The 24,110-nt window shown below is 73.9% G+C and carries 26 protein-coding genes; 10 read left to right on the top strand and 16 right to left on the bottom strand.

The features are described from left to right. Nucleotides 1–180 precede the first annotated feature (180 nt). From F9B16_RS20430 to F9B16_RS20445, 5 genes are all read right to left on the bottom strand, one after another. Nucleotides 181–882: a TetR/AcrR family transcriptional regulator gene (locus F9B16_RS20430; RefSeq protein WP_151541703.1), complete on the bottom strand. Its 702-nt coding sequence runs from the start codon at nucleotides 880–882 to the stop codon at nucleotides 181–183. A gap of 155 nt (nucleotides 883–1,037) precedes the next feature. Further along, entirely contained in the window at nucleotides 1,038–2,387 is a 1,350-nt protein-coding gene (locus tag F9B16_RS20435; RefSeq protein WP_151541704.1) for a dicarboxylate/amino acid:cation symporter, read from the bottom strand. Between the two features lie 67 nt (nucleotides 2,388–2,454). Further along, the gene (locus F9B16_RS54145) at nucleotides 2,455–2,541 is read right to left on the bottom strand and encodes a putative leader peptide (protein ID WP_360747061.1); all 87 of its coding nucleotides are present in this window, start codon (nucleotides 2,539–2,541) and stop codon (nucleotides 2,455–2,457) included. Nucleotides 2,542–2,599: 58 nt separating this feature from the next. Further along, entirely contained in the window at nucleotides 2,600–2,806 is a 207-nt protein-coding gene (locus F9B16_RS20440) for a hypothetical protein (RefSeq protein WP_151541705.1), read from the bottom strand. After that, a complete protein-coding gene (locus F9B16_RS20445) occupies nucleotides 2,799–4,052 on the bottom strand; it encodes a PspC domain-containing protein (RefSeq protein WP_192808891.1) in 1,254 nt (417 codons plus the stop codon). The genes F9B16_RS20440 and F9B16_RS20445 overlap by 8 nt, the downstream gene beginning before the upstream one ends. Nucleotides 4,053–4,254: 202 nt before the next feature. Here F9B16_RS20445 and F9B16_RS20450 point away from each other — a divergent pair, with 202 nt between their 5' ends. Continuing rightward, complete coding sequence (locus F9B16_RS20450) at nucleotides 4,255–5,433, top strand: ATP-binding protein (RefSeq protein ID WP_404800510.1); 1,179 nt, start codon at nucleotides 4,255–4,257, stop codon at nucleotides 5,431–5,433. A gap of 55 nt (nucleotides 5,434–5,488) precedes the next feature. Further along, on the top strand, nucleotides 5,489–6,118 hold the full coding sequence (locus F9B16_RS20455) for a LuxR C-terminal-related transcriptional regulator (protein ID WP_225991805.1): 630 nt from the start codon (nucleotides 5,489–5,491) through the stop codon (nucleotides 6,116–6,118). 125 nt (nucleotides 6,119–6,243) lie between these two features. Here F9B16_RS20455 and F9B16_RS20460 read toward each other — a convergent pair whose 3' ends face one another. After that, complete coding sequence (locus F9B16_RS20460; protein WP_151541708.1) at nucleotides 6,244–6,678, bottom strand: acyl-CoA thioesterase; 435 nt, start codon at nucleotides 6,676–6,678, stop codon at nucleotides 6,244–6,246. Next, a complete protein-coding gene (locus F9B16_RS20465) occupies nucleotides 6,675–6,998 on the bottom strand; it encodes a hypothetical protein (RefSeq protein ID WP_151541709.1) in 324 nt (107 codons plus the stop codon). The genes F9B16_RS20460 and F9B16_RS20465 overlap by 4 nt, the downstream gene beginning before the upstream one ends. Nucleotides 6,999–7,151: 153 nt before the next feature. On the opposite strand from F9B16_RS20465, the gene F9B16_RS20470 reads away from it, so the two are divergent. Next, nucleotides 7,152–7,919, top strand: coding sequence for a DUF4190 domain-containing protein (locus F9B16_RS20470; RefSeq protein WP_151541710.1), 768 nt, complete (start codon nucleotides 7,152–7,154; stop codon nucleotides 7,917–7,919). A 79-nt stretch (nucleotides 7,920–7,998) separates the two neighbouring features. Here the strand turns inward: F9B16_RS20470 and F9B16_RS20475 are convergent, their stop codons facing one another. The 5 genes from F9B16_RS20475 to F9B16_RS20495 form a co-directional block, all read right to left on the bottom strand. Beyond that, nucleotides 7,999–9,171 (bottom strand): FAD-dependent monooxygenase, encoded by a 1,173-nt coding sequence (locus F9B16_RS20475; RefSeq protein ID WP_151541711.1) that lies wholly within the window; start codon nucleotides 9,169–9,171, stop codon nucleotides 7,999–8,001. A gap of 107 nt (nucleotides 9,172–9,278) precedes the next feature. After that, on the bottom strand, nucleotides 9,279–10,178 hold the full coding sequence (locus F9B16_RS20480; RefSeq protein ID WP_151541712.1) for a serine hydrolase: 900 nt from the start codon (nucleotides 10,176–10,178) through the stop codon (nucleotides 9,279–9,281). Nucleotides 10,179–10,360: 182 nt separating this feature from the next. Further along, nucleotides 10,361–10,750, bottom strand: a complete 390-nt coding sequence (locus tag F9B16_RS20485; protein ID WP_151541713.1) for an SRPBCC family protein — start codon at nucleotides 10,748–10,750, stop codon at nucleotides 10,361–10,363. Between the two features lie 115 nt (nucleotides 10,751–10,865). Then, nucleotides 10,866–11,549, bottom strand: a complete 684-nt coding sequence (locus F9B16_RS20490) for a PIG-L deacetylase family protein (protein WP_225991806.1) — start codon at nucleotides 11,547–11,549, stop codon at nucleotides 10,866–10,868. 136 nt (nucleotides 11,550–11,685) lie between these two features. Next, nucleotides 11,686–12,651, bottom strand: coding sequence for a nucleoside hydrolase (locus F9B16_RS20495; RefSeq protein WP_225991800.1), 966 nt, complete (start codon nucleotides 12,649–12,651; stop codon nucleotides 11,686–11,688). Between the two features lie 106 nt (nucleotides 12,652–12,757). Here F9B16_RS20495 and dhaK point away from each other — a divergent pair, with 106 nt between their 5' ends. The 3 genes from dhaK to dhaM are packed head-to-tail and all read left to right on the top strand — an operon-like array spanning nucleotide 12,758 to nucleotide 14,798. Further along, complete coding sequence (gene dhaK, locus F9B16_RS20500) at nucleotides 12,758–13,753, top strand: dihydroxyacetone kinase subunit DhaK (RefSeq protein ID WP_151541715.1); 996 nt, start codon at nucleotides 12,758–12,760, stop codon at nucleotides 13,751–13,753. Then, entirely contained in the window at nucleotides 13,750–14,412 is a 663-nt protein-coding gene (gene dhaL / locus F9B16_RS20505; protein ID WP_225991801.1) for a dihydroxyacetone kinase subunit DhaL, read from the top strand. Before dhaK ends, dhaL begins: the two co-directional genes overlap by 4 nt. Before the next feature lie 2 nt (nucleotides 14,413–14,414). Further along, complete coding sequence (gene dhaM, locus F9B16_RS20510; RefSeq protein WP_151541716.1) at nucleotides 14,415–14,798, top strand: dihydroxyacetone kinase phosphoryl donor subunit DhaM; 384 nt, start codon at nucleotides 14,415–14,417, stop codon at nucleotides 14,796–14,798. On the opposite strand, the gene F9B16_RS20515 is transcribed toward dhaM, so the two are convergent. Together F9B16_RS20515 and F9B16_RS20520 are read right to left on the bottom strand one after the other, a co-directional pair. Continuing rightward, nucleotides 14,799–15,122 carry a protealysin inhibitor emfourin gene (locus tag F9B16_RS20515; protein ID WP_151541717.1) on the bottom strand — a complete coding sequence of 108 codons (324 nt, stop codon included), beginning with the start codon at nucleotides 15,120–15,122 and terminating at the stop codon, nucleotides 14,799–14,801. A gap of 34 nt (nucleotides 15,123–15,156) precedes the next feature. Next, nucleotides 15,157–16,623, bottom strand: a complete 1,467-nt coding sequence (locus tag F9B16_RS20520) for a gluzincin family metallopeptidase (RefSeq protein WP_151541718.1) — start codon at nucleotides 16,621–16,623, stop codon at nucleotides 15,157–15,159. Nucleotides 16,624–16,912: 289 nt separating this feature from the next. Here F9B16_RS20520 and pcrA point away from each other — a divergent pair, with 289 nt between their 5' ends. Next, nucleotides 16,913–19,174 (top strand): DNA helicase PcrA, encoded by a 2,262-nt coding sequence (pcrA, locus tag F9B16_RS20525; RefSeq protein ID WP_192808892.1) that lies wholly within the window; start codon nucleotides 16,913–16,915, stop codon nucleotides 19,172–19,174. Here pcrA and F9B16_RS20530 read toward each other — a convergent pair. Then, nucleotides 19,131–20,150 (bottom strand): Lrp/AsnC family transcriptional regulator, encoded by a 1,020-nt coding sequence (locus tag F9B16_RS20530; RefSeq protein WP_151541743.1) that lies wholly within the window; start codon nucleotides 20,148–20,150, stop codon nucleotides 19,131–19,133. The genes pcrA and F9B16_RS20530 overlap by 44 nt on opposite strands. A 116-nt stretch (nucleotides 20,151–20,266) precedes the next feature. Between F9B16_RS20530 and F9B16_RS20535 the strand changes: the two genes are divergently transcribed. Continuing rightward, nucleotides 20,267–21,643 (top strand): MFS transporter, encoded by a 1,377-nt coding sequence (locus F9B16_RS20535; RefSeq protein WP_151541719.1) that lies wholly within the window; start codon nucleotides 20,267–20,269, stop codon nucleotides 21,641–21,643. Here the strand turns inward: F9B16_RS20535 and F9B16_RS20540 are convergent. Continuing rightward, entirely contained in the window at nucleotides 21,630–22,070 is a 441-nt protein-coding gene (locus F9B16_RS20540) for a hypothetical protein (RefSeq protein WP_151541720.1), read from the bottom strand. The genes F9B16_RS20535 and F9B16_RS20540 overlap by 14 nt on opposite strands. A gap of 174 nt (nucleotides 22,071–22,244) precedes the next feature. Between F9B16_RS20540 and F9B16_RS20545 the strand changes: the two genes are divergently transcribed. Both F9B16_RS20545 and F9B16_RS20550 read left to right on the top strand, forming a co-directional pair. Next, the gene (locus tag F9B16_RS20545; protein ID WP_151541721.1) at nucleotides 22,245–23,441 is read left to right on the top strand and encodes an amidohydrolase family protein; all 1,197 of its coding nucleotides are present in this window, start codon (nucleotides 22,245–22,247) and stop codon (nucleotides 23,439–23,441) included. Nucleotides 23,442–23,564: 123 nt separating this feature from the next. After that, nucleotides 23,565–24,107 carry a GNAT family N-acetyltransferase gene (locus F9B16_RS20550; RefSeq protein WP_151541722.1) on the top strand — a complete coding sequence of 181 codons (543 nt, stop codon included), beginning with the start codon at nucleotides 23,565–23,567 and terminating at the stop codon, nucleotides 24,105–24,107. Nucleotides 24,108–24,110: the final 3 nt, after the last annotated feature.

A 24,110-nucleotide genomic window follows, 5' to 3' on the forward strand; every position in this document is an offset into this window, starting at 1 on the left:
ATGCCCGGGCGCGTCGGCCCATGCCCGGGCGCGTCGGCCCATGCCCGGGCGCGTCGGCCCATGCCCGGGCGCGTCGGCCCATGCCCGGGCGCGTCGGCCCATGCCCGGGCGCGTCGGCCCATGCCCGCGCGCGTCGGCCCATGCCCGCGCGCCTGCTGGGCTGCGCGGGGAGCGGCCGGGTCAGGGGTCGCCGGTCAGGTACGGGGAGGCCGCCTCGCGGCCGATCAGCGGGAGCAGCACGAAATAGGTCAGGGCCGGCAGCAGCGACGGCAGCTCCTCCGCCTCGCCCGTCTCCATCTGCACGTGGATCGCGCTGTAGATCCCGCCGACGATCGCGTCGATCACCGCGACCGGGACCGGCGGCAGCGACGGGTCCTCGAAGAACCCGCGGAACCGGGCGAGGTTGTCGATCCGCGCCTGCCGCACCTGCGGCCCCGCGGCGTTCACCTCCACCAGCGACGCCCGCGCGAACCGCGGCTCCGCCGCGAGGATCGCGAGCATCCGGCGCAGCGCCGCCCGGATCCCGTCCGGCCACGACGGCGCCGCCTCGTACGCCTCCGCCATCCGCCGCAGCAGGATGTCCATGCCGCGCTGGTAGGCGGCCAGGAAGCAGTCGTCCAGATCGGTGAAGTGCGTGTAGAACGTCTTCTTCGTGACGCCCGCGCCCTCGGTCACCCGCCCGATCGTCGTGTGCGCGAACCCGCGCTCCGACACCACCTGCACGAACGCGTCGATGAGCCGCTCGCGCTGGATGCCCGCGACCGTCTCGGGCGACAGCCCGTGCCGCCCCGGCTTGATCGCGCGGCCGGGATCCAGGGCGGACCGCGAGCCCGGCAGCACGTCCGTGCCGCCGGCCTCCGGGACACCGGGCTGCCCTGCCATCACACCTCGATCCCCGATCACCTGCCGTTGGGATCACATTACTTCGCGTCCCCGCCGGACGGGGATGTCCGGGCGGTGCGGCACGGGTCACACGAACGACGCCCGCGCCGAACAGGGCGCGGGCGTCGTCCTCGTGGAGATCGGCTTGGCGGGGATCAGGCCGGAACGGGCTCCGGCGCCCGGTCGCGGGCCGGCGCCTCGCCGGTGCCGCCGCTCTCGCCGGCCTCGTCCGGGGTGGACGGGCTCGACGTCAGCTCCTTCGGCGGCCCGTTGAACACCGCCTCGTCCAGCAGCCCCTCCGACCGCGCGACCAGCACCGGGACGGTCAGCTGGCCGGTGACGTTCAGCGCCGTCCGGGCCATGTCGATGACCTTGTCGATCGCGATCAGGTAGCCGACGGCCTGCAGCGGCAGCCCCACCGTGGTGAGGGTCAGCGTGAGCGCGACCAGCGCCGGGCCGGGCGTGCCGCCGGTGCCGAGCTGCCCGATCACCGCGGCGAGCGCGATGAGCGCGTAGTCGGCGATGCCGAGGTGCACGCCGGTGTACTGGGCGACGAACACCGCCGCGACCGCCGGGTAGATCGCGCCGCAGCCGTCGAACTTGATCGTCGCGCCGAGCGGCTGCGCGAAGCTCGCGTACTCGCGCTGGACGCCGTTGCGCTCGATCGACACCCGCTGCGCGATCGGCAGCGTCGCCAGCGAGGACGACGACACGAACCCGAACTGGATCGCGGGCCAGGAGTTGCGCAGGAACTTCAGCGGGCTCACCCGGCCGAACGCGCGCAGCAGCACCGGGTACCCGACCAGCAGCATGATCGCGACGGCCAGGTAGATCGCGCCGGTGAACTTCGCCAGCGGCGCGAGCGAGCTCGGCCCGTAGGTCGCGACGACCGACCCGATCAGGAAGAACGACCCGATCGGGGTGAGCCGCACGACCCACCAGACGACCTTCTGCATGACGACGTACAGGTCGTCGATGAGGCTCGTCAGCCGCTCGCCGCGCGGCCCGATCGCGACCAGCGCCGCGCCGAACAGCACCGCGAACGTGACGACGCCGAGCACGTTGCCGTCCGCCATCGCCTTGACGATGTTGGACGGGAACAGGTTGTGGAGCACCTGCGTCCAGGTGACGGGGTCGGTCGCCGCGGACTCGCTGGCGAGCTTCCCGAGCCCCTGGCCCGGCTTGATCAGCAGCGCGACGGTCAGCCCGATCGCGGTCGCGATCGCCGAGGTCACCACGAACCAGCCGAGGGTCTTCGCGGTGAGCCGGGCGACGCTGCCGACGTTGCGGAGCCGGCCGACGCTCACCACGATCGCGGCGAACACCAGCGGCACGACGACGACCTTCAGCAGGCTGACGTAGACGTCGCCGAACGGGTCGAGCCAGTCGGCGGCGGTCTTCTCCCCGCCGCCGAAGTTGTTGATCAGGGCGCCGGCGGCGACGCCGAGCACCAGCGACAGCACGATCTGCTGCCAGAACTGCCATTTCCAGACACGGAGGTTCATCGAGGGGTTCTCCAGGGCAGCCGGGAACCGGCTGTGAAAAGGGGACGGGCTGTGGGCGCGAGAGGCTTCAGCGGCTACACAGCACGCTGGCGAGGCGGCACAGGTCCACGTGCAGCCGTGCCACGAGCAGGACGCTCTTCCCGGAGAACTTCACGAATCCTTCGAACAGCGGCCCCCGGACCGGATGTTCCCAGGTCCGGGGGTGACTCCTGTCACCTCAGCCGTCTGCGCCTCGACCGGGTCAGCACCCGGACGGTCCCGACGACGCCGAGCCCGATGAGCACCACCGGGACCATCACCGCGACCTCGACGGCGTGGCCGCCGGACAGCCCGTCGGCGAGGAAGATCCCCGCGAGCAGGAGGAAGAAGATCCCGGTCACCGGCCCCGCCGGGTCGAACCTGTACGGCCGCTCAGACACGGTGCACGTCCACGTCCCCGACCTTGCCGCGGATGCGCAGGTCGATCTCGGGCGGGTTCTTCACGGCCGCTCCCTCGGGCTCCAGCACGCGGATCACCTTGGCGTTCGGGCCGCTGGTCGTGCGGTGCTCGATGCGCAGGTCGCCGAGCGCGATCCGGGCGTCGAGCCGGACGCGGACGCCCTGCGGCACCTTGACCTCCATCCCGCCGAGGCCGACCCGCGCGTCGACCGAGACGTGCTGGCCGGTCGCGAGCGGCAGGGCGGTCAGGTCCAGGGTGCCCTGCCCGACGCCGATCCGGTACTCCTGGTGCGTGCTGGTCGCGTTCATCGGCCGCCACTCCATGTCGCCGTACTTCAGGTTCTCCGGCAGGTGCGCCGCGACCGAGGTGGCCAGCAGCGACAGGGCGAGCAGGGTTCCCACGGCGGCGAGGCCGCGCGTCCGGAACCAGCCGCCGACGATCAGGCCCAGCCCGACGACCGCGAGCGCGGGCGCCATGACGATCAGGGCCGACTCGGGCGCCGGGTAGCCGCGGGCGACGGGGATCAGCGCGGCGCCGGTGGCCATGGCCGCCAGCAGCGTGATCGTCGCCGCGGGCGACTTCGGGCGCTCGCGCCGCCGCTCCGGCGGGGGCGCGTCCTCCCACGGCTCCACGGGCGGTTCCGCGGATGGTTCCGCGGTACGGGCCCGGCCGTAGGTGGCGAGGTCGATCATTCCTTCGGGGAGGCCGCCGCCCGTCCAGGCCGGCGCCTCCTTCTCCAGCGAGACGCTCTTGCCTGCCGTCCATTCGGGGGACGGGCCCGGCGGGTGACCGGCGAACCGTTCGGGGATGGCCCGGGCCGCGCCGACGAGGTCGACGCCCCGCGCGTGGGCGACCAGCATGACCAGCCCGAACACGACCAGCACCGCGATCGAGTCCGTCGAGACGCCGCCGAACAGGCTGAGCGCGACGCCGACGCACAGCAGCGCGCCGAGCGCCGACAGCACCGCAGGCGCGTCGAACCACCGCCGGAACAGCCGTTCCGCGGCCGACGACTCGCCGGGGCTCGCCGGCATCAGCAGCGCGGCGACGATGTAGAGGAAGACGCCCTGCCCGTGCGCGAGGACCAGCAGCCCGAACCCCACGCGGAAGACGACGGGGTCGATGCCCGTGTACCGCCCGAGCCCGGTGCACACCCCGGCGATCACGCGCCGTTCCGGATCCCGCGCCAGCCGCCGGCGCTCGCCGGCGTTCCGCTCCTCAGCCATGTCCACCATCGTGGCCGCCCGGCACGCGGCGCGGTATCGGGGACGACCCTGACCGGACCCCGAGATCCCCCCGCCCCTCTGATCCCGGACCCTGAGGGAATTCGGGGTGCGGCCCTGATGCGGGCGGGCCCGGGGGCGTGTGACGATCGGTGACGTGGGAGTACGTGGCGAAGGCCCGCGGGACGCGGGGGCGGCGGGCGGGGTGACGGCCGCGCCGTCGGCCGTGCCCGAGGCGGCGCGGCTCGAACGGGTGCCGGACGGGCGGCTCGTCGCGGGCGTGGCGCGCGGGCTCGCCGCGCACCTGGGCGTCGACGTGCTGATCGTCCGGTCGGCGTTCGTCCTGCTGACGGTGGCGAGCGGGCTCGGGCTCGCCGCGTACGGCGCGTTCTGGATCCTGGTGCCCGCGCGGGAGGGCGCGGCCGGGCGGCGGGGCCGCGACTGGGGGCAGCTCGCCGTCTACGCGGTGGTCACGCTGGGGCTGGCCGCGCTGCCGTGGGGGGCGGCGGGCAAGGCCGGCGGGCTGATGCAGTGGGCGATCTGGCCGTTCGTGCTCGGCGGCGTCGGCGCCGCGATCCTGTGGCAGCAGGCCGACCGGGACCAGCGGCAGCGGTGGGTGCTGCCGCTGCGGCAGCGCTGGCTGCGCAGCCTGCTCGGGCTGCTGCTGGTCGTCGGCGGGATCGGCGGGTTCGTCGCGCAGCGGGTGGACGTGGGGCAGGCCCGGTCGGTCGTCATCGCGATGCTGATCATCCTGACCGGGGTGACGCTGATCGTGACGCCGTGGGTGGTGCGGCTCTGGCAGGACCTCGACACCGAGCGCGCCGAGCGCGTCCGGTCGCAGGAGCGGGCGGAGCTGGCGGCGCACATCCACGACTCGGTGCTGCACACGCTGACGCTGATCCAGCGGAACGCGCACGACGCGCGGGAGGTGCAGCGGCTCGCCCGGTCGCAGGAGCGGACGCTGCGGACGTGGCTCTACCAGCCGCGCTCGGACCCGGACCAGACGTTCGCCGCGGCGATCAAGGCGGTGGCGGGCGAGGTCGAGGACGACCACGGCGTGCCGATCGAGGTGGTGTGCGTCGGGGACACCGAGCTGGACGACCGGCTGGGCGCGGCGCTGCAGGCGGCGCGGGAGGCGATGGTGAACGCCGCGAAGTACGCGGAGTCGCCGTCGGTGTCGGTGTACGCGGAGGTGGAGGGGGAGAAGGTCGCGATCTTCGTGCGGGACCGGGGGAAGGGATTCGACCTGGATCAGGTCCCGGAGGACCGGATGGGCGTCCGGGGGTCCATCATCGGACGCATGGAGCGCAACGGCGGCAAGGCCACCGTCCGCACGGCCCCGGGGGAGGGCACCGAGGTGCGGCTGGAAATGGAGAAGGCATGAGCGGACCGCGGGGTGCGGGGGCCTTCCTCCCGCGAAGGAGCAGGGTGTGAGCGAGCTGAAGCGGGTCGTGCTGGTGGACGACCACCAGATGTTCCGGACCGGGGTGAAGGCGGAGCTCGGCGGCGGCGTCGAGATCGTCGGGGAGGCCGGCGACGTCGACGAGGCGGTCTCGGTGATCCGCGCGACGACTCCGGACGTGGTGCTGCTGGACGTACACCTGCCCGGCGGCGGCGGGATCGAGGTGCTGCGGCGGCTGGCCGGGGTGGTGCCGTCGCGGTTCCTGGCGCTGTCGGTGTCGGACGCGGCGGAGGACGTGATCGGGGTGGTGCGGGGCGGCGCGCGCGGCTACGTCACCAAGACGATCTCGGGGCCGGAGCTGACGGACGCGATCGGCCGGGTCGCGGAGGGCGACGCGGTGTTCTCGCCGCGCCTGGCGGGGTTCGTGCTGGACGCGTTCGCGGCGACGGACGTCCCGGCGGTGGACCCGGAGCTCGACCAGATCACGCAGCGGGAGCGGGACGTGCTGCGGCTGATCGCCCGCGGCTACGCCTACAAGGAGATCGCGAAGGAGCTGTTCATCTCGGTGAAGACGGTGGAGACGCACGTCAGCAGCGTGCTGCGCAAGCTCCAGCTGTCGAACCGGCACGAGCTGTCGCGCTGGGCGGCCGCCCGCCGCCTGGTGTAGCGCACGGCCTTCCGCCGGGCGGCCTTGCGGCGGGCGGCTTCCCGCCGGGGTGCCTCTCGGCGGGTGCCTCTGGGCGGGTGCCTCTGGGCGGGTGCCTCTCGGCGGGCGGCCTCTCGGCGGGGGCCTCAGTCCAGGCCGAGGAGTTCCGGCCTGCTCGCCCTCGCGCGCCAGGCTTCGCGGGGGTCGGCGACGAGGCGCCGCGCCTCGAGGTCGAGCAGGCCGCTTACGTGCGCGACTTCGGCGGCGACGGTGCCGTCCGCGCGGCGGAACGCGTGGCGGACGCGGTAGGTCTTGCCGCCGCCCCACTCCCATTCGCACGTCACGTCGACCTGGTCGCCGCCGCGCAGCTCGTGGTGGTACTTGATCACGGTCTCCAGGTTGACGGGCCCGAGGCCGCCGCGGACGAGGTCTTCGACGGACACCCCGGCGGCCTGCACGCAGGCGTAGCGCGCGTGGTCGGCGTACTGGACGTAGAACCCGCCGTTGAGGTGCAGTTGCGGGTCGATCTCGTAGACGCGGACGTCCATCCGGACGCTGAACGGTTCGGCGGTGACGGTCATTCGGGGTCCTCCTGTCCGGCCCGCCAGCTCAGCGAGAGCTCGGTGAGGTAGCGGCGGCCGTCGTCGCGGATCTCCAGCCAGTCGCCGCGGACCCAGCCGCCGGCGGCCTGCGGGGAGAAGCCGTGCTTGCGGAACAGCGCGCTGGCCTCGGCCCTGGTGAGGCCCTGCCGGCCCCACTCGGTGATGAGCGCGAGGTGGCGGCTCTCCTCCGGCGGTCCGGCGGGGTCGGCGGCGACGGCGTCGGCCAGGGCCGCGAACCCGGCGCTGATCTGGCGCAGCGCCGCGGCGATCCGCTCGGCGCGCGGGTCCGGTGGCTCCATGGTCATAGCTTAGCAATCGGTACCGATCGCTTTGCGATGGGAGGGCCGCTCACTCCGTGCTACGTCGCCGTAATGGGTGTGAGCAAAATGTAATGTCCGGAATGTCGGGCATCATGATCAAGTGGTGCGCGGGATGTGACAGGGTCGCCTCCCATGAGTTACCCACCTCCCGGGCCCGCGCAGCCGGGCCCCGACCCCGCGGCCCCCTACCCGCCGCCGCCCATGCCGTCCGGACCCGCCTACGGCTCCGGGCCGCCGCGGGACGACAAGACCAACGGCATGGCCATCGCCGCGTTCGTCACCGGACTGCTCGGCTGCTGCGGCATCGTCGGCGCCGTCCTCGGCTTCGTCTCGCTGCGCCAGATCGCCGACCGCGGCGGCAAGGGCCGCGGCCTCGCCATCGCCGGCATCGTGCTGTCCGCGCTGTGGATCGTCGGCGGGACGATCGGCTACCTCGTCATCCCCGGCTCGGACTCCTCGTCCTCCGCCACCGGCCCGGACGGCACGCCGAAGCCGAAGACGACCAGGCCGGAGAAGATCGACGCGTACACCATGAAGGTCGGCGACTGCATCAACGACCCGGTCTCGTCCGGCGCCCCGGCGGACGAGTCCGCCCCGCCGGTCGAGGTGGAGAGCGTCAAGAAGGTGCCCTGCACCGGCCCGCACGACGGCGAGGTGCTGGCCGTCTTCAAGCTGACGCAGACCGTGATGCCCACCGACCAGGAGATGAGCCGGCTCGCCTCCACCGGCTGCAAGCTGCGCATCCAGCGCAGGCTCGACCGCGACCCGGCCGCCGCGCACCTCGGCCGGTCGTTCTACTACCCGACCGCCGACTCGTGGCGGGACGGAGACCGCGCCGTGACCTGCCTGGCGGTGAACGCCGCCGAGGGCAAGAAGCTCACCCGCCCCATCCGCGGCTGATCTCCGGCGTCTCCGCTGGGCGGCCGGCCCGCCGCTCAGCCCGACCCCGGACCCCGTGCGATCGGCCCGACCGGAGCCCTCAGTAGTCGCGCAGCTTGTAGGACTCCGTGACGGCCGAGATGCCGTCCAGTTGCTCCTCGCCCGCCTCCGCCACGCCCATCTCGGCGGCGATCCGGTCGCGGTTCCGCTCGATGTTCCCGAGCGCGAGATCCTGGTTCGCCGTGACGAAGTCGCGCAGCTCCGCCTCGTAGGCGGCGAACGCGGCGCGGTGGTCGCCGCCGGCGGCCTTCAGCTCGCCCGCCAGGACGTACGCGCCGACCATCGCCATGCTGGTGCCCTGGCCGGACGCGGGGGAACCGCAGTACCCGGCGTCGCCGAGCAGCGCCACCCGTCCCGCCGACCAGGCGTCCATGCGGATCTGCGCCATCGCGTCGAAGTGGAAGTCCGGCGCGCCGCGCATCGTCTCCAGCAGCCGCGGGATCTCCCCGCCCGCGCCCGCGAAGCGGCTCGCGAGCAGCCGCTTCTGGTCCTTGACGTCGCGCGGGTCGTAGGCGACAGGGACGGGCGAGTCGAACCCCATGTAGACGCGGAGCTCGGCGTTGCCGCGGACGCTCATCGCCATCGCGCCCCACGCGTTCCCCGGCACCGGGAAGATCGTCTGCCAGCGGTCGAGGCCCAGCAGGTTCGGGGCCGTCCACACGCCGAGGTGGCTGCCGAGGTGGCGCAGGTAGGCCTCCTCGGGGCCGAACGCCAGCCGCCGCACGTTGGAGTGCAGCCCGTCGGCGCCGACGACCAGGTCGAACGTCCGGGTCGCGCCGCCGTGGAAGATCACCCGGACGCCGTCGCCGCGCTGCTCCAGCCCGGCGATCGCGTCGTCGAAGAGGTACTCGATCCGGTCCCCGCCCGCCCCGGCGATCAGCTCGGCGAGGTCGTCGCGGAGGATCTCGACATCGGGGCTCGCGAGGTCGCCGCCGCTGGCGGTGCGCTCGGTCGTGCGGAAGATCTCCTCGCCGTCCTGGCCGACGACCGACATGCCGCGCAGGTCGGTGCTCAGCCCGCGGACCGCGTCCAGGATCCCCATCCGGTCCGCGACGTCCAGCGCCGGCCCCCGCACGTCGATCGCCTGCCCGCCGGGACGCATCCCGGGCGCCCGCTCCACGACCGTCACCGCGAACCCGTACCGGTCGAGCCAGTACGCGAGGGCCGGGCCGGCGATGCTCGCACCGGAGATCAGGACGTTGCTGCTGCGCATGAGCCGCTCCTTCGGAAGTTCGTGCCGCCTTCCCGAAGGCTCACCGCACGCGCTGACAGAACGCTGACGCTCCGCTCACCGGCCTGACGTCCCGCTGAGAGCCGGGGTCAGCCCGCCTCGCGCCCGGCCTCGCGCAGGGCCGAGACCACCATGGACGAGACGTGCTCGACCGTCGCCACGCCCGCCGCCATCGTCGGGCTGTCGCCGCTGAACACCGCGACGACGAAGTCGTGGCCGCCGCCGGTGATCCGGCCGATGCTGTTGACCGCCCAGCCGTTGCCCTCGTACCGCAGCGGCACCCACCCGTTCTTGAGCGCGACCTTCTCGCCGGGACGCGCCGCCGCGCTGATCCCCCACGCCTGCGACGGCGTCACCGAGCCCATCAGCCCGAGGACGTACCGGCGGTTCGCCGCGGTGAGCGGGCCGCCGTCCGAGGCGAGCATCCGCACCAGCCGCACCTGGTCGGACGGGCTCGTCCACGACGACCCCCACGACACCGGATACGGCACGGTGTGCCCGAGGCCGAACGCCGCGTTGGCGTTCTGGAGCCCCGCGTCGCGGCCGATGTCCGCGTACAGCGCGTCCGCCGCGTCGTTGTCGCTCTTGCGGATCATCCGCCCGGCCAGCACCCGCTCCCCGTCCGACAGGCCGACGCCCTGCCGCTGGTGCTGCAGCAGCAGCGCCGCCAGGATGTCGACCTTGATGACGCTGGCGGTGACGAACCGGGACGTCTCGTTCACCCCGAACGCCGTGCCGCCGCGCAGGTCCGCCGCCATCACGCCCGCGTGCCCCGGCCGGTCCCGCAGGTAGGCCAGGACGTTGCCGCGCAGCCGGAGCGGATCGAACATCGGTGCCTTCGCGACCGTCACCACCCGTCCGCCGGAGGAGCCGTGCTCCGCCCGGTGGACGCCGCCGGGCGGGTGCCCGTGCGTCATCGTCCAGGTGATGCCCGTTCCGGCGGCCACGGCACCGATGGCGATGCCGAGCACGGTGACGCTGCGCCGCATGCGATCCCCCGATTCGCGCGACGGCGGCCCGTCCCCCGGGGGCCGCCATGATCACCACGGCTCCTACCCGCCGGAACGGGAAGATCACCTGCGCCCGGGACGGCCCCGCCAGCGCCGCGCCAGCGCCGCGCCTGCGCCCCGACCGCGCCGCGTCCGCGGCCTCGTCGGCGCCCGGCCCGCGGTCAGAACTCGACGGGCAGCCGGGCCGGGCAGCCCGGCTCGCAGCGCTCGGCGTGCCACGCGACGCGGCGCGCGAACGAGCCGAACCGGCGGCGCAGCATCGCCCGCTTCAGCGGCGCGGTGCCCGGGATCCGCCCGTCGAACGCCCCGCGCCAGCGGATCAGCGTGTTCACCCCGTGCGGCTCCAGCGTGATGTCGACGCGGTAGCCGCGCGGCAGCCCGGCGATGGCGACGTAGCCGCAGTGGCGCGGCGGGTCGTAGGCGACGACCTCGTGCCGGGCGCGGGCCCAGAAGGAGGCCCACTCGTCCCAGGAGTCCGCCACGAAGAGATGCTTGAAGATCACTTCTGGGGCGGCGTAGGTGGTGGCGGTGGCCTCGATCTCATGCGGCATGACATCCCCCCTGAGTCAGGACACAGCGGGTGTATGCCCGATTCAGGGAAGATAACGGCTGGTAACCCAATGAATTTGGAGCGTGACTGATCCGAGATTCGGCGCGGTCCGCCGGTCAGGCCGTGTCGACGACCTGGAAGCCCTCGGCCAGCCGCCCGTCCCCGAACCCGGCCGCCTTGGCGTTGGCCGACAGCCAGCCGCGCAGCATGTTCGGCAGCTCGTCGCCCATGTGGGAGGTCTGGCTCGCATGCGCGCGGAGCGCGTTCACCTTCCGGTCGAACTGGTCGGTGATGTCGACGTAGTGGTTCACCACCGGGCCGCCGCTCAGCCACACCTCGCGGGCCGTCCACGCCTCCAGGCCCTCATCGGCCAGCAGCTCCGGGAACGCGTAGGGGTTGCGCGCGTCCGGGTAGACCGCGTCCAGCGCCGCGCCGCCGACCGCGCGGTGGTCCGGGTGGCTCGGGTAGATGCGCTCGTAGTTGCGCTCCGGGCTCGGCATCAGCACCCGGTCGGGCCGCACCTGCCGGATCACGCGGGCGATGTCGCGGCGCAGCTCCAGCGTCGCCTCGACCCGCCCGTCCGGGTAGCCGAGGAACCGGACGTCGGTGACGCCGACGCACTTGGCCGCCGCGCGCTGCTCCTCGCGGCGCAGCGACGCCATCTCCTCCCGGGTGACGCCGTCGTCGAAACCGCCCGCGTCGCCGTCGGTGACCATCAGGTACACGACCTCGATGCCCTGGTCCGTCCAGCCCGCCACCGACCCGGCGCAGCCGAAGTCGACGTCGTCCGGATGCGCCATCACGGCGAGGATCCGCTGCAGCCCGCTGTCGTCCAGAACATTGGTCACGGCTTCAACCATAAAGTCTCCGAACGGATACGGGCACACCCAAGATCAGGGTTTCCGCGAACCCGCAGGCCGCCGCGGCGGCGGCCGGTCAGAGCGACAGCACGGCCGCGAGGAGGCGCTCCTGGAAGGCCCGCACGTCGCTGCCGACCGCCACCTTCACCGGCCGGCGGGTGTCGTCGGCGGGCAGGGACCGCGCGTCCCAGACGGTCGTGCCGCGCGTCAGCTCGCCGCGCAGCTCCACCCGCACCGGCCGCTGCACGTACTCGCCGAGACCGGGGTCGACCGCCAGCATCGCGGCGAGCGCGTCGTGGATGACGGCGCCCCGGCGCCGCAGCGTCGGCGTGTAGGCGTCGGCGTAGAACTCCAGGATCCGGGCGGCGAACCGCGCGACGGGGGAGTCGTGCGCCGCCAGCCGGTCGAGCCAGTCGTCGTGGACGGCGGTCGGGTGGGTCGCGTCCAGCGGCACCAGGACGACCGGCCAGTCCGCCGCGAACACCAGGTCGGCGGCCTCCGGGTCGTGCCAGATGTTCGCCTCGGCGTGCGTGGTGATGTTGCCGGGGTGGCCGAACGCGCCGCCCATCACGACCACCTCGCGGACCAGCGCCGGCAGCTCCTCGTCCAGCAGCAGCGCCGCGCCGAGGTTGGTCAGCGGGCCCGTCGCGAGCAGCGTCAGCTCGCCGGGCCGCTCCCGCGCCAGCCGGACGATCTGCGCGGCGGCCGGTTCGGCGACCGGGCGGCCCGCCGGGTCCGGCGGGTTCGTGTCGCCGAGGCCGTCGCGGCCGTGCCAGTCGAGCGCGTAGTGGACGTCTTGCGCCATCGGGCGGGCGGCGCCGACCGCGACCGGCACCCCCTTCTCGCCCGCCTCCATCCCGGCCGCCTCCAGCACGCGCAGCGTGTTGAGGGCCCCGGTCAGCGGGTCGATGTTGCCGTGCACCGTGCCGACCCCGGCGAGCTCGGCCTCGCCCGCGCGGACGAGGGAGGCGAGGTAGAGCAGGGTCAGCGCGTCGTCGATGCCGGTGTCGCAGTCGAACAGCAGAACGGGAGCTTTCGTCACCCGTGCAACCTATGCCGGGAGGGCCGCCGGCGGCATCCCGATAACCGGCACGTGAAGATCGTGATTGGGCCTGGGACGGGGCGCCGTGCCGGGGTAGAGCTGAGACATGCGCAAACTCATCAACGATCCGGAGAACGTGGTCGCCGACGCGCTGCGCGGCCTCGCCGCCGCGCATCCGTCGCTGCGGGTCGATCCCGAGAACGGCACGGTCGTGCGGGCGGACGCGCCGCGCGCCGGCCGGGTCGCCCTGGTGTCGGGGGGCGGCTCCGGGCACGAGCCGCTGCACGCCGGGTTCGTCGGCCACGGGATGCTCGACGCGGCCTGCTGCGGCCAGGTGTTCACCTCGCCCGTCCCGGACCAGATCATCGCCGCGACGATGGCGGTGAACGGCGGCGCGGGCGTGCTGCACATCGTGAAGAACTACACCGGCGACGTGCTGAACTTCCGGATGGCCGCGGAGCTGGCCGAGGACGAGGACATCGAGGTCGCGTCGGTGATCGTCAACGACGACGTCGCCGTGGAGGACAGCCTCTACACCGCCGGGCGGCGCGGCACCGGCGCCACCCTGTTCGCAGAGAAGATCGCGGGGGCGCTCGCGGAGGAGGGCGCCGACCTCGCGTCCGTCGCCGCCGTCGCCCGCGAGGTCAACGAGCGGAGCCGCTCGTTCGGCGTCGCGCTGTCGCCGTGCACGGTGCCCGCCGCCGGGGAGCCGACGTTCCAGCTCGAGGAGGGCGAGATGGAGCTCGGCATCGGCATCCACGGCGAGCCCGGCCGCGAACGCGTCCCGCTGGCGGACGCCGACGCGATCGTGGACGCGTCCCTCAGCGCGATCGACGCGGACATGCCGGTGTCGGGATCCGAGCTGCTCGTGCTGGTGAACGGGATGGGCGGCACCCCGCTGATGGAGCAGTACATCGCCTACGCGGCGACGGCCCGCTGGCTGGAGGGGCACGGCGCCACGGTCGCCCGCCCGCTGGTCGGCCCGTACGTCACGAGCCTGGAGATGGCCGGCAGCATGATCAGCGTGTGCCGGCTGACGCCCGACCTGACCCGCCTCTGGGACGCGCCCGTCGAGACGCCCGCGCTGCGGTGGGGCCGGTGACCGGGCAGGCGAGCGCGGGGCTGGACGCGCGGGGCGCGGCGGCGTGGATCCGCCGCGCCGCCGAGCTGGTGTCCGCCGAGGCCGAGCGGCTGACCAGGCTGGACGCGGCGATCGGCGACGGCGACCACGGCCACAACCTGCACCGCGGGTTCACCGCGGCCGTCGCCGCCCTCCCCGGCGACGCGGAGCTCGGCGAGACGCGGCCCGGCAAGGTGCTGATCGCCGCCGGGCGGGCCATCGTGTCCAAGACGGGCGGCGCGTCCGGCCCCCTCTACGGCACGGCGCTGCGCCGCGCCGGCAAGGCGCTCGGCGACGCGTCCGAGGCGGACGCCGCCGCGGTCGGCGCCGCGCTGAAGGCCGCGCTGGAGGGCGTCCAGGAGCTCGGCCAGGCGAACGAGGGGGACAAGACCATGGTCGACGCGCTGGCCCCGGCCGCCGCCGCCTACGCGGCCGCGCTCGACGGCGGCGCCGATCTCGCCGGCTCCACGCGCGCCGCGGCCGACGCCGCGGACGCGGGCGCCGCCGCGACCGTCCCGATGCAGGCGCGCAAGGGCCGCGCCAGCTACCTCGGCCCGCGCAGCACCGGCCACCTGGATCCCGGCGCCTCGTCCACCGCGCTCGTCCTGCGCGCGCTCGCCGACGTCACCGGACGGGAGTGACCGTGGTCGGGATCGTGATCATCTCGCACAGCCGGACGCTCGCCGAGGGCGTCGCGGAGGTGGCCCGCGCCATGGGCGTGGGGAAGGCCGTCGTCGAACCCGCCGGCGGCGACTCCGAGGGCGGCCTCGGCACAAGCATCGACCTGGTCGAGGACGCCGTGGCGCGGGCCGACGGCGGTGACGGCGTGCTGCTGCTCGCCGACATCGGCAGCTCCGTCCTGACCGCCAAGATGCTCATCGAGGACGCCGAGGGCGAGCGGATCCTGCTCGCCGACGCGCCGCTGGTCGAGGGCGCGGTCGCCGCCGCGTCCATGGCCGCCACGGGCGCCGACCTCCCCGCCGTGCACGCCGCCGCCGAGTCCGCCCGGGAGCACCGCAAGACCTGATCAGCCGGGATCGCCGGGTTCCGCGCCGCCGATTCCCGGGTCGTCGAGCAGGACGCCGATGGGGGACGGCTCGGACGGGTCGCCGCGCACCTCGTACACGCGGGGCGCCTCGGCGCCGCCGTCCGGGTCGTCCACCGTCACCCGGTACCCGGGCAGGTCCGCCCCGATCTCCCCGGTGTCCCCGCGGGCGTGCGCGGCGGCCAGCGCGTCGACCGCCCGCCGCACCCGCTCCGCCCGGCCGGCGGGGAGGCCGGACGTGTCGTAGCGCGCGACCACCACCGCGCGGCCGGTGAAGCCGCCCGTGCTCTCGACCGTCACGCGCATCGCCGTCCGGCCTCCCTCTCCCTGGTCCGGTCCCCTACTTGCTGAACGCGCGGCGCAGCTCGTCCAGTTCGTCGCGGAGGATGTCGTCGTCGTCCAGCGAGCCGCGCCTCGCCAGCTTCTCCGGCGCGACGACCTGGTACTCCGGCATCTGCATCGTGCCGCAGCACAGCGACCGGTCCTGCTCGGCCCGCAGGCTCGCCGAGTGCTCGTCGTGCGGCCCGACCTCCGTGACGTCCTGCCCGTCGCCGGTGTAGTCGGCGTCGGTCATCCGCATCTCGCCGCTCATCAGGTCGCGCAGCGGGGTCGCCGCCGTCGTGATCTCGCGGACCGCGAACCGGTTCCGGATGAACGTCCGGTAGATCGCCGGGTCGCCGCGGCCGGCCGAGATCTGCAGCATCTTGTTCGCGACGTCCACGTACAGCGCGCCCGTCGCCGGGGCCGCCACGATCGCGTCGAACAGCAGCTTGCAGAGCCCCTGCGCGACCTCCATGAGCAGGACGGTGAGGTCCTTGGTGCGGCGCTGCCGGGCCGTCTCGAACAGGTACACGTCGGCGAGGACGTCGTAGATCGCGCCGGTGAACACCTGCGAGATCGCGTGTACCTCGTTGCCGACCTGGCTGAGCTTGAGGTCGTTGTCGGCGTTGCGGAGCCCGGCGGGCATGCCGAGCGCCTTGCCGAACTCCTCCGCGAGCTCCGGCAGGAACGACCGGTCGTGCAGGTTCGCCTTGGTCAGGGAGACGAACGCCTCGGCCTGGTCCGGCTGCGCCAGCGCCAGGAAGATCGCGGTGAGGTCGCCGAACGACTCGTGCAGGCCGCCGGTCTGCGGCGGGTTCCCCGCCGACAGCCAGCCGGGCTTCAGCCCGTCCAGCACCGAGTGGCCGGTCTCGTGCGACACGATGTCGAGCGACCGGCACGTGTAGAGGACGCTCGACGGCGGCTGGCCCTGCGGCGTGAAGAACAGGAACTTCAGCGCCTTGGCCGTCCGGCTGTAGAACGCGTTGGCGCCCTCCCCGGCGTGCGGGAACACCGTGATGGGGTCGGTGTTGCCGCCCACGTTCCACGCGAACGGGATGGGGTTGCCGCCGTTGTGCCGCTCGTACATCGCGATCGTCTCGCGGACGACCGCGAAGGTGTGCGCGCAGTCGAACTGCGGCGAGTTGGGCGCGAACACGAAGTCGCCACTGGCGTTGCGGGCGACCGGTGTCGTGCCGGCCAGGTCCGTCCTGGCGCGGGCGTCGGCCGGGCCGTTCAGCACGACCGAGGGGACGAACGTGAGCCGGACGCCGAGGTCGGCGACCGACGGGTCCTGCTTGTAGACGAGAAAGCGGTGCCCGGTCGCGACCGGTACCGGGATCGGCACCGGACGCGGCGCCGGGACGGGGGCGGCGGCCGCCCCCTCGACGCGGAATCGCGGCGCCATCCGGCCCGTGAGGGCCTCGGGGACCTCCACGCCCCGGCGTCCGCTCTGCTGGATCTGGCGTTCCTCCTGGTGGATCGTCATCGATGCCACCTTCCGTCACCGTGCGCGAGCCCCCGATGGCCCTACGCGGCCGCGGGCGGTCGTGCGGCACCCCCGGCGGTCATCTGGCGGGAGTGCCGGCGGTGCCTCGTCGTTCGGGACCGCCCGCGCGGCCTACGCTCCGCCCGTCACAAGGTCGAGTCAACCCGGAAAGGCGACCGGTGAGGCCGGTGTCCTCATCCGGACTGGTGATCTCCGGGAGGCGCGGGCGACCCGCGCGCCGCGGCGCCGCCGCCGAAAACGTCGGCGCGGCGCCGTACACTCGCACGTGATGTCGAAGACCGAAGCTCACCCCTTGCTCGACGGCCTGAACGAGCAGCAGCGCGCCGCCGTCGTGCACTCCGGCGGCCCCCTGCTGATCGTCGCGGGCGCCGGGTCGGGGAAGACCCGCGTGCTCACCCACCGCATCGCCCACCTGCTGGGCGAGCGCGGCGCGCACCCCGGCCAGATCCTCGCGATCACCTTCACCAACAAGGCCGCCGCCGAGATGAAGGAGCGCGTCGACGCCCTCGTCGGGCCGCGGTCGCGGGCCATGTGGGTGATGACGTTCCACTCCGCCTGCGTGCGGATCCTGCGCCGGGAGGCCAAGCGGCTCGGCTTCCCCACGAGCTTCTCGATCTACGACCAGGCCGACGCGCAGCGGCTGATGGCGCTCGTCTGCCGCGAGCTGGACCTCGACCCCAAGCGGTACCCGCCGAAGTCGTTCAGCGCCCAGGTGTCGAACCTGAAGAACGAGCTGATCGACTACGAGACGTTCAAGAACCGCGCGTCCACGCACATGGAGCAGACGCTCGCCGAGGCGTACGAGATGTACCAGGCGCGGCTGCAGCAGGCCGGCGCGATGGACTTCGACGACCTGATCATGATGACGGTCAACCTGCTGCAGGTGTTCCCGGAGGCCGCCGAGCACTACCGGCGCCGGTTCCGGCACGTCCTCGTCGATGAGTACCAGGACACCAACCACGCGCAGTACGAGCTGGTCCGCGAGCTGACCGCGCCGGTCGAGGGCGTCGGCGCCGCGGAGCTGTGCGTCGTCGGCGACGCCGACCAGTCGATCTACGCGTTCCGCGGCGCGACGATCCGCAACATCCTGGAGTTCGAGCGCGACTACCCCGACGCGACCACGATCCTGCTGGAGCAGAACTACCGCTCCACGCAGACGATCCTGTCGGCGGCGAACGCGGTCATCGAGCGCAACGCCGACCGCAAGCCGAAGCGGCTCTGGTCCGACCAGGGCGAGGGCCACAAGATCACCGGCTATGTGGCCGACAACGAGCACGACGAGGCGGCGTTCGTCGCGCACGAGGTCGACCGGCTCACCGACGCGGGCGACGCCCGCCCCGGCGACGTTGCGGTCTTCTACCGCACCAACGCGCAGTCGCGTGTGTTCGAGGAAGTGTTCATCCGCGTCGGCCTGCCCTACAAGGTCGTCGGCGGCGTCCGCTTCTACGAGCGCAAGGAGATCCGCGACCTGCTCGCCTACCTGCGCGTCCTCGCCAACCCCGAGGACACCGTCTCGCTGCGCCGCATCCTGAACGTGCCGAAGCGCGGCATCGGCGACCGCGCGGAGGCGTGCGTCGAGGCGTACGCGTCGCGCGAGCGGATCTCGTTCTGGCAGGCGCTGCGCGTCCCGGAGGACGTGCCCGGCATGGCGACGCGGTCGATCAACTCCGTCCGCGAGTTCGTCCTGCTGCTGGACGAGCTGCGCGCCGCCGCCGAGTCGTCGACGCCGGCGGACCTGGTCGTCCAGATCCTCGACAGGTCCGGTTACCTCGCCGAGCTGCAGGCCTCCAAGGACCCGCAGGACGAGACCCGCGTGGAGAACCTCCGCGAGCTGGAGGCGGTCGCCCGCGAGTTCGAGGAGCGCCTCGACGGCGAGTCCGCCGAGGGCCGGCTGCCCGACTTCCTGGAGCAGGTGGCGCTGGTCGCCGACGCCGACTCGATCCCCGGCGGCGCGAAGGGCGGGCCGGTCCCGCCGGGCGAGCAGCCCGAGGAGACCGACCAGGGCGTCGTCACGCTGATGACCCTGCACACCGCGAAGGGCCTGGAGTTCCCGGTCGTGTTCCTCACCGGCATGGAGGACGGGGTCTTCCCGCACCTGCGCGCCATGAGCAACCCCAAGGAGCTCGAAGAGGAACGCCGGCTCGCGTACGTCGGCATCACGCGCGCGCGGCAGCGGCTCTACCTGTCCCGGGCGACGATGCGCAGCTCGTGGGGCGCGCCGCAGGTCAACCCGCCGTCCCGGTTCCTCGGCGAGGTCCCCGGCACCCTGATCGACTGGGAGCGGGAGGCGTCGTCCGCGTCGTCGTCGGCGATGTCGCGGATGGCGGCCCGGCCGGGCGTGAAGTCGCCGGGCAACCGGGAGGTCCCGGCCCTGTCGCCGGGAGACAAGGTCACCCACGACTCGTTCGGGCTCGGCACGGTCGTGTCGGTGGACGGTGCCGGCGACAAGGCCGCCGCCAGCGTCGACTTCGGCGGCGAGTACGGCGTCAAGCGCCTCGTCCTGCGGTTCGCGCCGGTGGAGAAGCTCTGACCGCACCGGCGCGCTTGAGGGTGCGCAGGACGGGCGCGGTCTCCAGCGTGCGGATGCCGTCCAGGGCGCCGAGCTCGCGGGTGAGGTAGCGGTGCAGGTCGGCGGGGCCGTCGCAGAGCGCCTGCGCGAGCAGGTTCGTGGGGCCGGTGGTCGCGGCGACGACGGCGAGCTCGTCGTGCCCGGCGATGGTGGTGGCGACGTCGTCGAGCCGGCCCGGGGCGACCGACATCCAGATCAGCGTCTGCGTGGTGCCGCCGAGCAGGGCGGAGTCGACCTCGACGTCGAAGAACAGCGTGCCGCGGGCGCGCAGGCCGGCGAGGCGGCGCGCGGCCGTCGCCTGTGACCAGCCGGTCGCGGCCGCGAGGTCGGTGTAGCCGGCGCGGCCGTCGTGCCGCAGGACGTCGAGGAGCGCGTGGTCCGCGCCGGTCAGCGGGCGCGGGTCGGCCGGGTCGGCCGGGTCGGTCGCGGGCGGTCTCAGCCGTTCCTGCTGCTCGGGGGAGAGCGCGCGGGTAATGCCGCGCCAGGCGGTCGGGCCGCCGAGGTAGGTGTGCAGCAGGCAGTGCGCCGAGACCGCGGTGATGCCCGCGCGGCGCGGGACGTCGTGCAGCAGCATGGCGTGCGGGGCGTCGGTGTCTCCCTTGTCTCCGGGGGAATCCGGGACGTGCACGATCGCGAAGATCTCCGTCCCGCCGGACGTCAGCTTCACCCAGGACGTGTCGGGCCGCGCGGCGAGCGAGTGCGCGAGCGTCCGCGTCGCCGCGGGCGTGCAGGTCAGCCGGACCGTCCAGTGCGTCCCGGGGCCGGTGTCGCGGTCCAGGACGCCGACTACGCGCAGGCCCGCCTCGGTGCGGAGCCGCCGGTAGCGGCGCGCCACGGTCTGCGTGGAGACACCGCAGACGTCCGCGATGCGGCTGAACGGGGCGCGCCCGTCGATGTGCAGCGCGTGGATGACGGCGCGGTCCAGCTCGTCCAGCATCACGATCCCTCATCTCCGGCGCTCGGATGGAAGATATCCGCTATTTCAGCGCCGTGGTTGGAACGCGGTGCGGCGCCGCTCCGAGGCTGGGGCACGGAACCGAAAGGAGACGTGCCATGCGGGTGCAGGAGGAGACGCGGACCCGGGCGGTCCACCGGTGGCGGTGGGCGGCCCTGGCCACGCTGCTGGCGGCGGAGGCGATGAACCTGCTCGACGCGACGATCGTGCAGGTCGCGGCGCCGGCGATCGGGCGGGACCTCGGCGGCGGCGAGTCCGGGATCCAGTGGTTCAGCGCCGCCTACACGCTGCCGTTCGCGGTGCTGCTGATCACCGGCGGGCGCCTCGGCGACATCGCCGGCCGGCGGCGGGTGTTCGCGCTCGGGGTCGCCGGGTTCGCGGCCGCGTCGGCGTGCTGCGCGCTGGCGCCGTCGGCGGGCGCGCTGATCGCGGCGCGGGCCGTGCAGGGCGCCGCCGCGGCGCTGATCGTCCCGCAGACGATCGGGCTGATCCGCGCGATGTTCGACGGGCCCGAGACGGCGAAGGCGTTCGGGAGCATCGGGCCGGTGATGGGGCTGTCGGCGGTCTGCGGGCCGGTGCTCGGCGCCGTCCTCGCCCACGCGGTGTCGTGGCGGGCGGCGTTCCTGGTGAACCTGCCCCTCGCCGCCGGGGTGCTCGCGACCGTGCCGCTGCTGCGCGAGGACCGGGCGGAGCGGCGGCCCCGCCTGGACGCCGCCGGCACGGCCCTCGCCACCGCCGGCGCGGCGCTGGTCGTGTATCCGCTGATCCAGGGCGATTCGGCGGGGTGGCCGGGGTGGACGTGGGCGATGCTCGCCGGCGGCGCCGCGGTGCTGGGAGTGTTCGCGCTGCACCAGCGTCGGGCCGCGGCCCCGCTCGTCGAGCCGAGCCTGTTCGCGGACCGCGGCTTCCCCGCCGCGCTGGCGACCTCGACGGTGTTCTTCGCGGTGATGAACGGGCTCATGGTCGTCGTCGTCCTGCAAGTCCAGATCGGGCTCGGACGGGACGTGCTGAACGCCGGGTTCACGCTGCTGCCCTGGTCGGCCGCGATGGCCGCGGCGTCCTGGCTCGCCGGGACCCGGCTCGTCCCGCGCTTCGGCCCGCGGCTGATGCCCGCCGGGCTCGCGGTCATGCTGGCCGGGGTCTGCGCGGCGATCCCCGTCTACCGCGCCTACCCGCACGCCTACCCGTGGCCGCTGCTCGGCGCGCTCGTCCTGGTGGGGGCGGGGAACGGGCTGTTCACGGTCCCGTTCTTCACGGCGGCGCTGGCACGCGTCCGGCCGCACGAGACGGGGTCGGCGGCGGGGCTGCTCAACGCCGTCCAGCAGTTCGGCGGGACGCTCGGCATCGCCGTCCTCGGCACCGCGTTCTTCCACGCGCTGCCGCACGGGTCCGCGGCCGCGGCCCAGATCGCGTTCGGGGCCGCGGCCGTCCTCCTCGTGCTGGCGCTGGGGACCGCGGCTCTCATGCGTCGATGACGGTCGCGCAGGTCTTCACGTAGATCAGGCGGCTGACGCCGGCCGTCGCCGCCATCGCCGCCACGAGGCCCACCCAGTTCAGTCCGGGTGCGGTCACCTTCTCGAACATGATGGAGAACGGGAGCACCGCGATGGCGAGGGCGACGGTGACGCCGAGCCACTGGACGCCGTGGCCGCCGTAGCTGTGCTCCCGCGTCCACACCCGGCCCTGGGGCGTCCACGAGCTGTTCTTGCGGAAGCCGACGAGGAACACCACCGCCGCGGCGACGATCTCGCCGGCCAGGACGCCCGCGGCGGGCGGTCCGAAGACGTCCTCGATCTCCAGCCAGGCGCCGGTCGCGATGCCGAGCGAGCCGCCGACGACCAGGGCGAGGAGGGGCAGCACCGAACCGACCCATCCGTGGCCGGTGGTCTTCGCGCGTCCCATGGCGTCCTCCTCCTGGTCTGATCAAGCCGGACGTCCGATCATGCCTACGGACCGTAACGATCAGGTCACGGCGGCAGTGGCCGCCGCCCTCATCCGGCCACGTTCCTGCGGGACCTATCCGCATTCGGGCTGGTCGGGCGATGATGGCGGCAGATACGGGAACGGGGGCATCCGATGCCGGTCGTACGGGCGGGACGCGCATTCGACGGGGTACGGCCGTTGCACGGCGGGGCCGCCGTCTTCGTCGAGAACGGCCGCATCCGCGGTGTGGAACCCGCCACGGCACCCGTCCCGGACGGCTGGGAGGTGGCCGACTTCCCTGACGGAACCGTCCTGCCCGGCCTGATCGACATGCACGTCCACCTGTGCGGTGACAGCCGGAACGGGGCGCTGGACCGGCTCGCCGGCTACACCGGCGCCGAACTGGACGCCGTCATCGACCAGGCCCTGCGCGACCAGGCGGCGGCCGGGGTGACGACGGTGCGGGACCTCGGCGACCGGCGCTGGACCGTGCTGGAGCGCCGGGACCGCGGACCGGAGCGGGGCGTCCCGGAGATCGTCGCCGCCGGGCCGCCGATCACCTCCCCGCAGGGCCACTGCTGGTCCATGGGCGGCGAGGCGTCCGGGCCGGACGGGCTGCGCGCCGCGGTGCGGGAGCGGGCCGACCGCGGCGCGGACGTCGTCAAGGTCATGGGCAGCGGCGGCGTCATGACGGCGGGCACGGAGGTCGCGCACTGCCAGTTCGGCGACGACGACCTGCGCCTGATCGTCGAGGAGGCGCACCGCGCCGGGCTGCCCGTCACGGTCCACGCGCACGGCCTCGCCGCGATCGAGCAGGCCGTGCGGGCCGGGACGGACGGGATCGAGCACTGCACGTGCCTCACCGAGTCCGGCGTCCGGATCCCGGAGGAGTTGCTCGACGCCCTGGCCAGGCAGGAGATCACGGTCTGCCCGACGCTGGGGAAGGCCGCCGGGGTGGAACCGGCCGGCCCGGTCCTGGCGACGCTGAAGCGGTTCGGCATGACGCTGGAGGACCGCGAGGGGCACGCCGCCGCGATGCACCGCGCGGGCGTGCGGCTGGTGTCGGGAGCCGACTGCGGGATCAGCGCCGGGAAGCCGCACGGCATCCTGGCGTCGTCGGTCGCGTGCCTGGTCGCGGGCGGGGTGCCCGCCGCCGATGCGCTCGCGTCGGCGACGTCCCGCGCGGCGGAGGAGTGCGGCCTCGGCGACCGCAAGGGGCTGCTGCGCGCCGGCCACGACGCCGACCTGGTGGTCGTCGACGGCGATCCGCTCGCCGACATCGGGGCCCTGACCCGCGTCGCCGCCGTCATGATCCGCGGCGCGTGGGCCGCCGCCGAGGGCCGCCGCTGAGGGCCCGCACCGAGGGGCGGCGCTGAGCCGCGTCCGGGTCGCGGACGATCACCTGTCGCCGTCGACGGCTGCATGGGTGTTATATGACGAACGTCCGGTCACTGCTCTCGGGGGAGGCCCTCCATGTTCGCTGTCACGCTGGCCGAAGGCGCCGAGCTCCGCCCGCTGGAGCCGTGGCAGGCCGCCGAGTTCGCCGCGCACGCCGAGCGTGTGCGGGGCGACGTCATCGACTACATCCCGTGGGCGCACACCGTCGTCGACGAGGCGACCGCGCGGGAGTTCCTGCAGGGCTACGCCGAGAAGCAGGCCCGCGACGAGGGCCGCGTCTACGGGATCTGGGTGGACGGCGTGCTGGAGGGCGGGACCGTCTTCCGGACGTTCGACGCGCCGCGCGGCGTGTGCGAGGCCGGCGTCTGGCTCGGCGCGGGCGCCCGGGGCCGCGGCCTGGTCACCACGGCGGTCCGGCACATGATCGACTGGGCGTTCGGGGTGCGCGGGATGGCCCGGGTCGAGTGGATCTGCGACCCGCGCAACACCGCCAGCGCGGCGGTGGCGAAGCGGCTCGGGATGACCTGCGAGGGCGTGCTCAGGGGCGCGTACGTGCTGGACGGCGAGCGCCGCGACGAGCAGATCTGGGCGGTCCTCGCGGGGGAGTGGGCGGCCTGACGC

Source organism: Actinomadura montaniterrae (assembly GCF_008923365.1).
GTDB lineage: Bacteria > Actinomycetota > Actinomycetes > Streptosporangiales > Streptosporangiaceae > Spirillospora > Spirillospora montaniterrae.

Excerpts from the sequence above, each read along its gene's own strand:
- F9B16_RS20430 (WP_151541703.1), bottom strand. The coding sequence starts at position 882 with ATGGCAGGGCAGCCCGGTGTCCCGGAGGCCGGCGGCACGGACGTGCTG.
- F9B16_RS20435 (WP_151541704.1), bottom strand. The coding sequence starts at position 2,387 with ATGAACCTCCGTGTCTGGAAATGGCAGTTCTGGCAGCAGATCGTGCTG.
- F9B16_RS20445 (WP_192808891.1), bottom strand. The coding sequence starts at position 4,052 with ATGGCTGAGGAGCGGAACGCCGGCGAGCGCCGGCGGCTGGCGCGGGAT.
- F9B16_RS20460 (WP_151541708.1), bottom strand. The coding sequence starts at position 6,678 with ATGACCGTCACCGCCGAACCGTTCAGCGTCCGGATGGACGTCCGCGTC.
- F9B16_RS20465 (WP_151541709.1), bottom strand. The coding sequence starts at position 6,998 with ATGGAGCCACCGGACCCGCGCGCCGAGCGGATCGCCGCGGCGCTGCGC.
- F9B16_RS20470 (WP_151541710.1), top strand. The coding sequence starts at position 7,152 with ATGAGTTACCCACCTCCCGGGCCCGCGCAGCCGGGCCCCGACCCCGCG.
- F9B16_RS20475 (WP_151541711.1), bottom strand. The coding sequence starts at position 9,171 with ATGCGCAGCAGCAACGTCCTGATCTCCGGTGCGAGCATCGCCGGCCCG.
- F9B16_RS20480 (WP_151541712.1), bottom strand. The coding sequence starts at position 10,178 with ATGCGGCGCAGCGTCACCGTGCTCGGCATCGCCATCGGTGCCGTGGCC.
- F9B16_RS20485 (WP_151541713.1), bottom strand. The coding sequence starts at position 10,750 with ATGCCGCATGAGATCGAGGCCACCGCCACCACCTACGCCGCCCCAGAA.
- F9B16_RS20490 (WP_225991806.1), bottom strand. The coding sequence starts at position 11,549 with ATGGCGCATCCGGACGACGTCGACTTCGGCTGCGCCGGGTCGGTGGCG.
- dhaK (WP_151541715.1), top strand. The coding sequence starts at position 12,758 with ATGCGCAAACTCATCAACGATCCGGAGAACGTGGTCGCCGACGCGCTG.
- F9B16_RS20515 (WP_151541717.1), bottom strand. The coding sequence starts at position 15,122 with ATGCGCGTGACGGTCGAGAGCACGGGCGGCTTCACCGGCCGCGCGGTG.
- F9B16_RS20520 (WP_151541718.1), bottom strand. The coding sequence starts at position 16,623 with ATGACGATCCACCAGGAGGAACGCCAGATCCAGCAGAGCGGACGCCGG.
- pcrA (WP_192808892.1), top strand. The coding sequence starts at position 16,913 with ATGTCGAAGACCGAAGCTCACCCCTTGCTCGACGGCCTGAACGAGCAG.
- F9B16_RS20530 (WP_151541743.1), bottom strand. The coding sequence starts at position 20,150 with ATGCTGGACGAGCTGGACCGCGCCGTCATCCACGCGCTGCACATCGAC.
- F9B16_RS20535 (WP_151541719.1), top strand. The coding sequence starts at position 20,267 with ATGCGGGTGCAGGAGGAGACGCGGACCCGGGCGGTCCACCGGTGGCGG.
- F9B16_RS20540 (WP_151541720.1), bottom strand. The coding sequence starts at position 22,070 with ATGGGACGCGCGAAGACCACCGGCCACGGATGGGTCGGTTCGGTGCTG.
- F9B16_RS20545 (WP_151541721.1), top strand. The coding sequence starts at position 22,245 with ATGCCGGTCGTACGGGCGGGACGCGCATTCGACGGGGTACGGCCGTTG.
- F9B16_RS20550 (WP_151541722.1), top strand. The coding sequence starts at position 23,565 with ATGTTCGCTGTCACGCTGGCCGAAGGCGCCGAGCTCCGCCCGCTGGAG.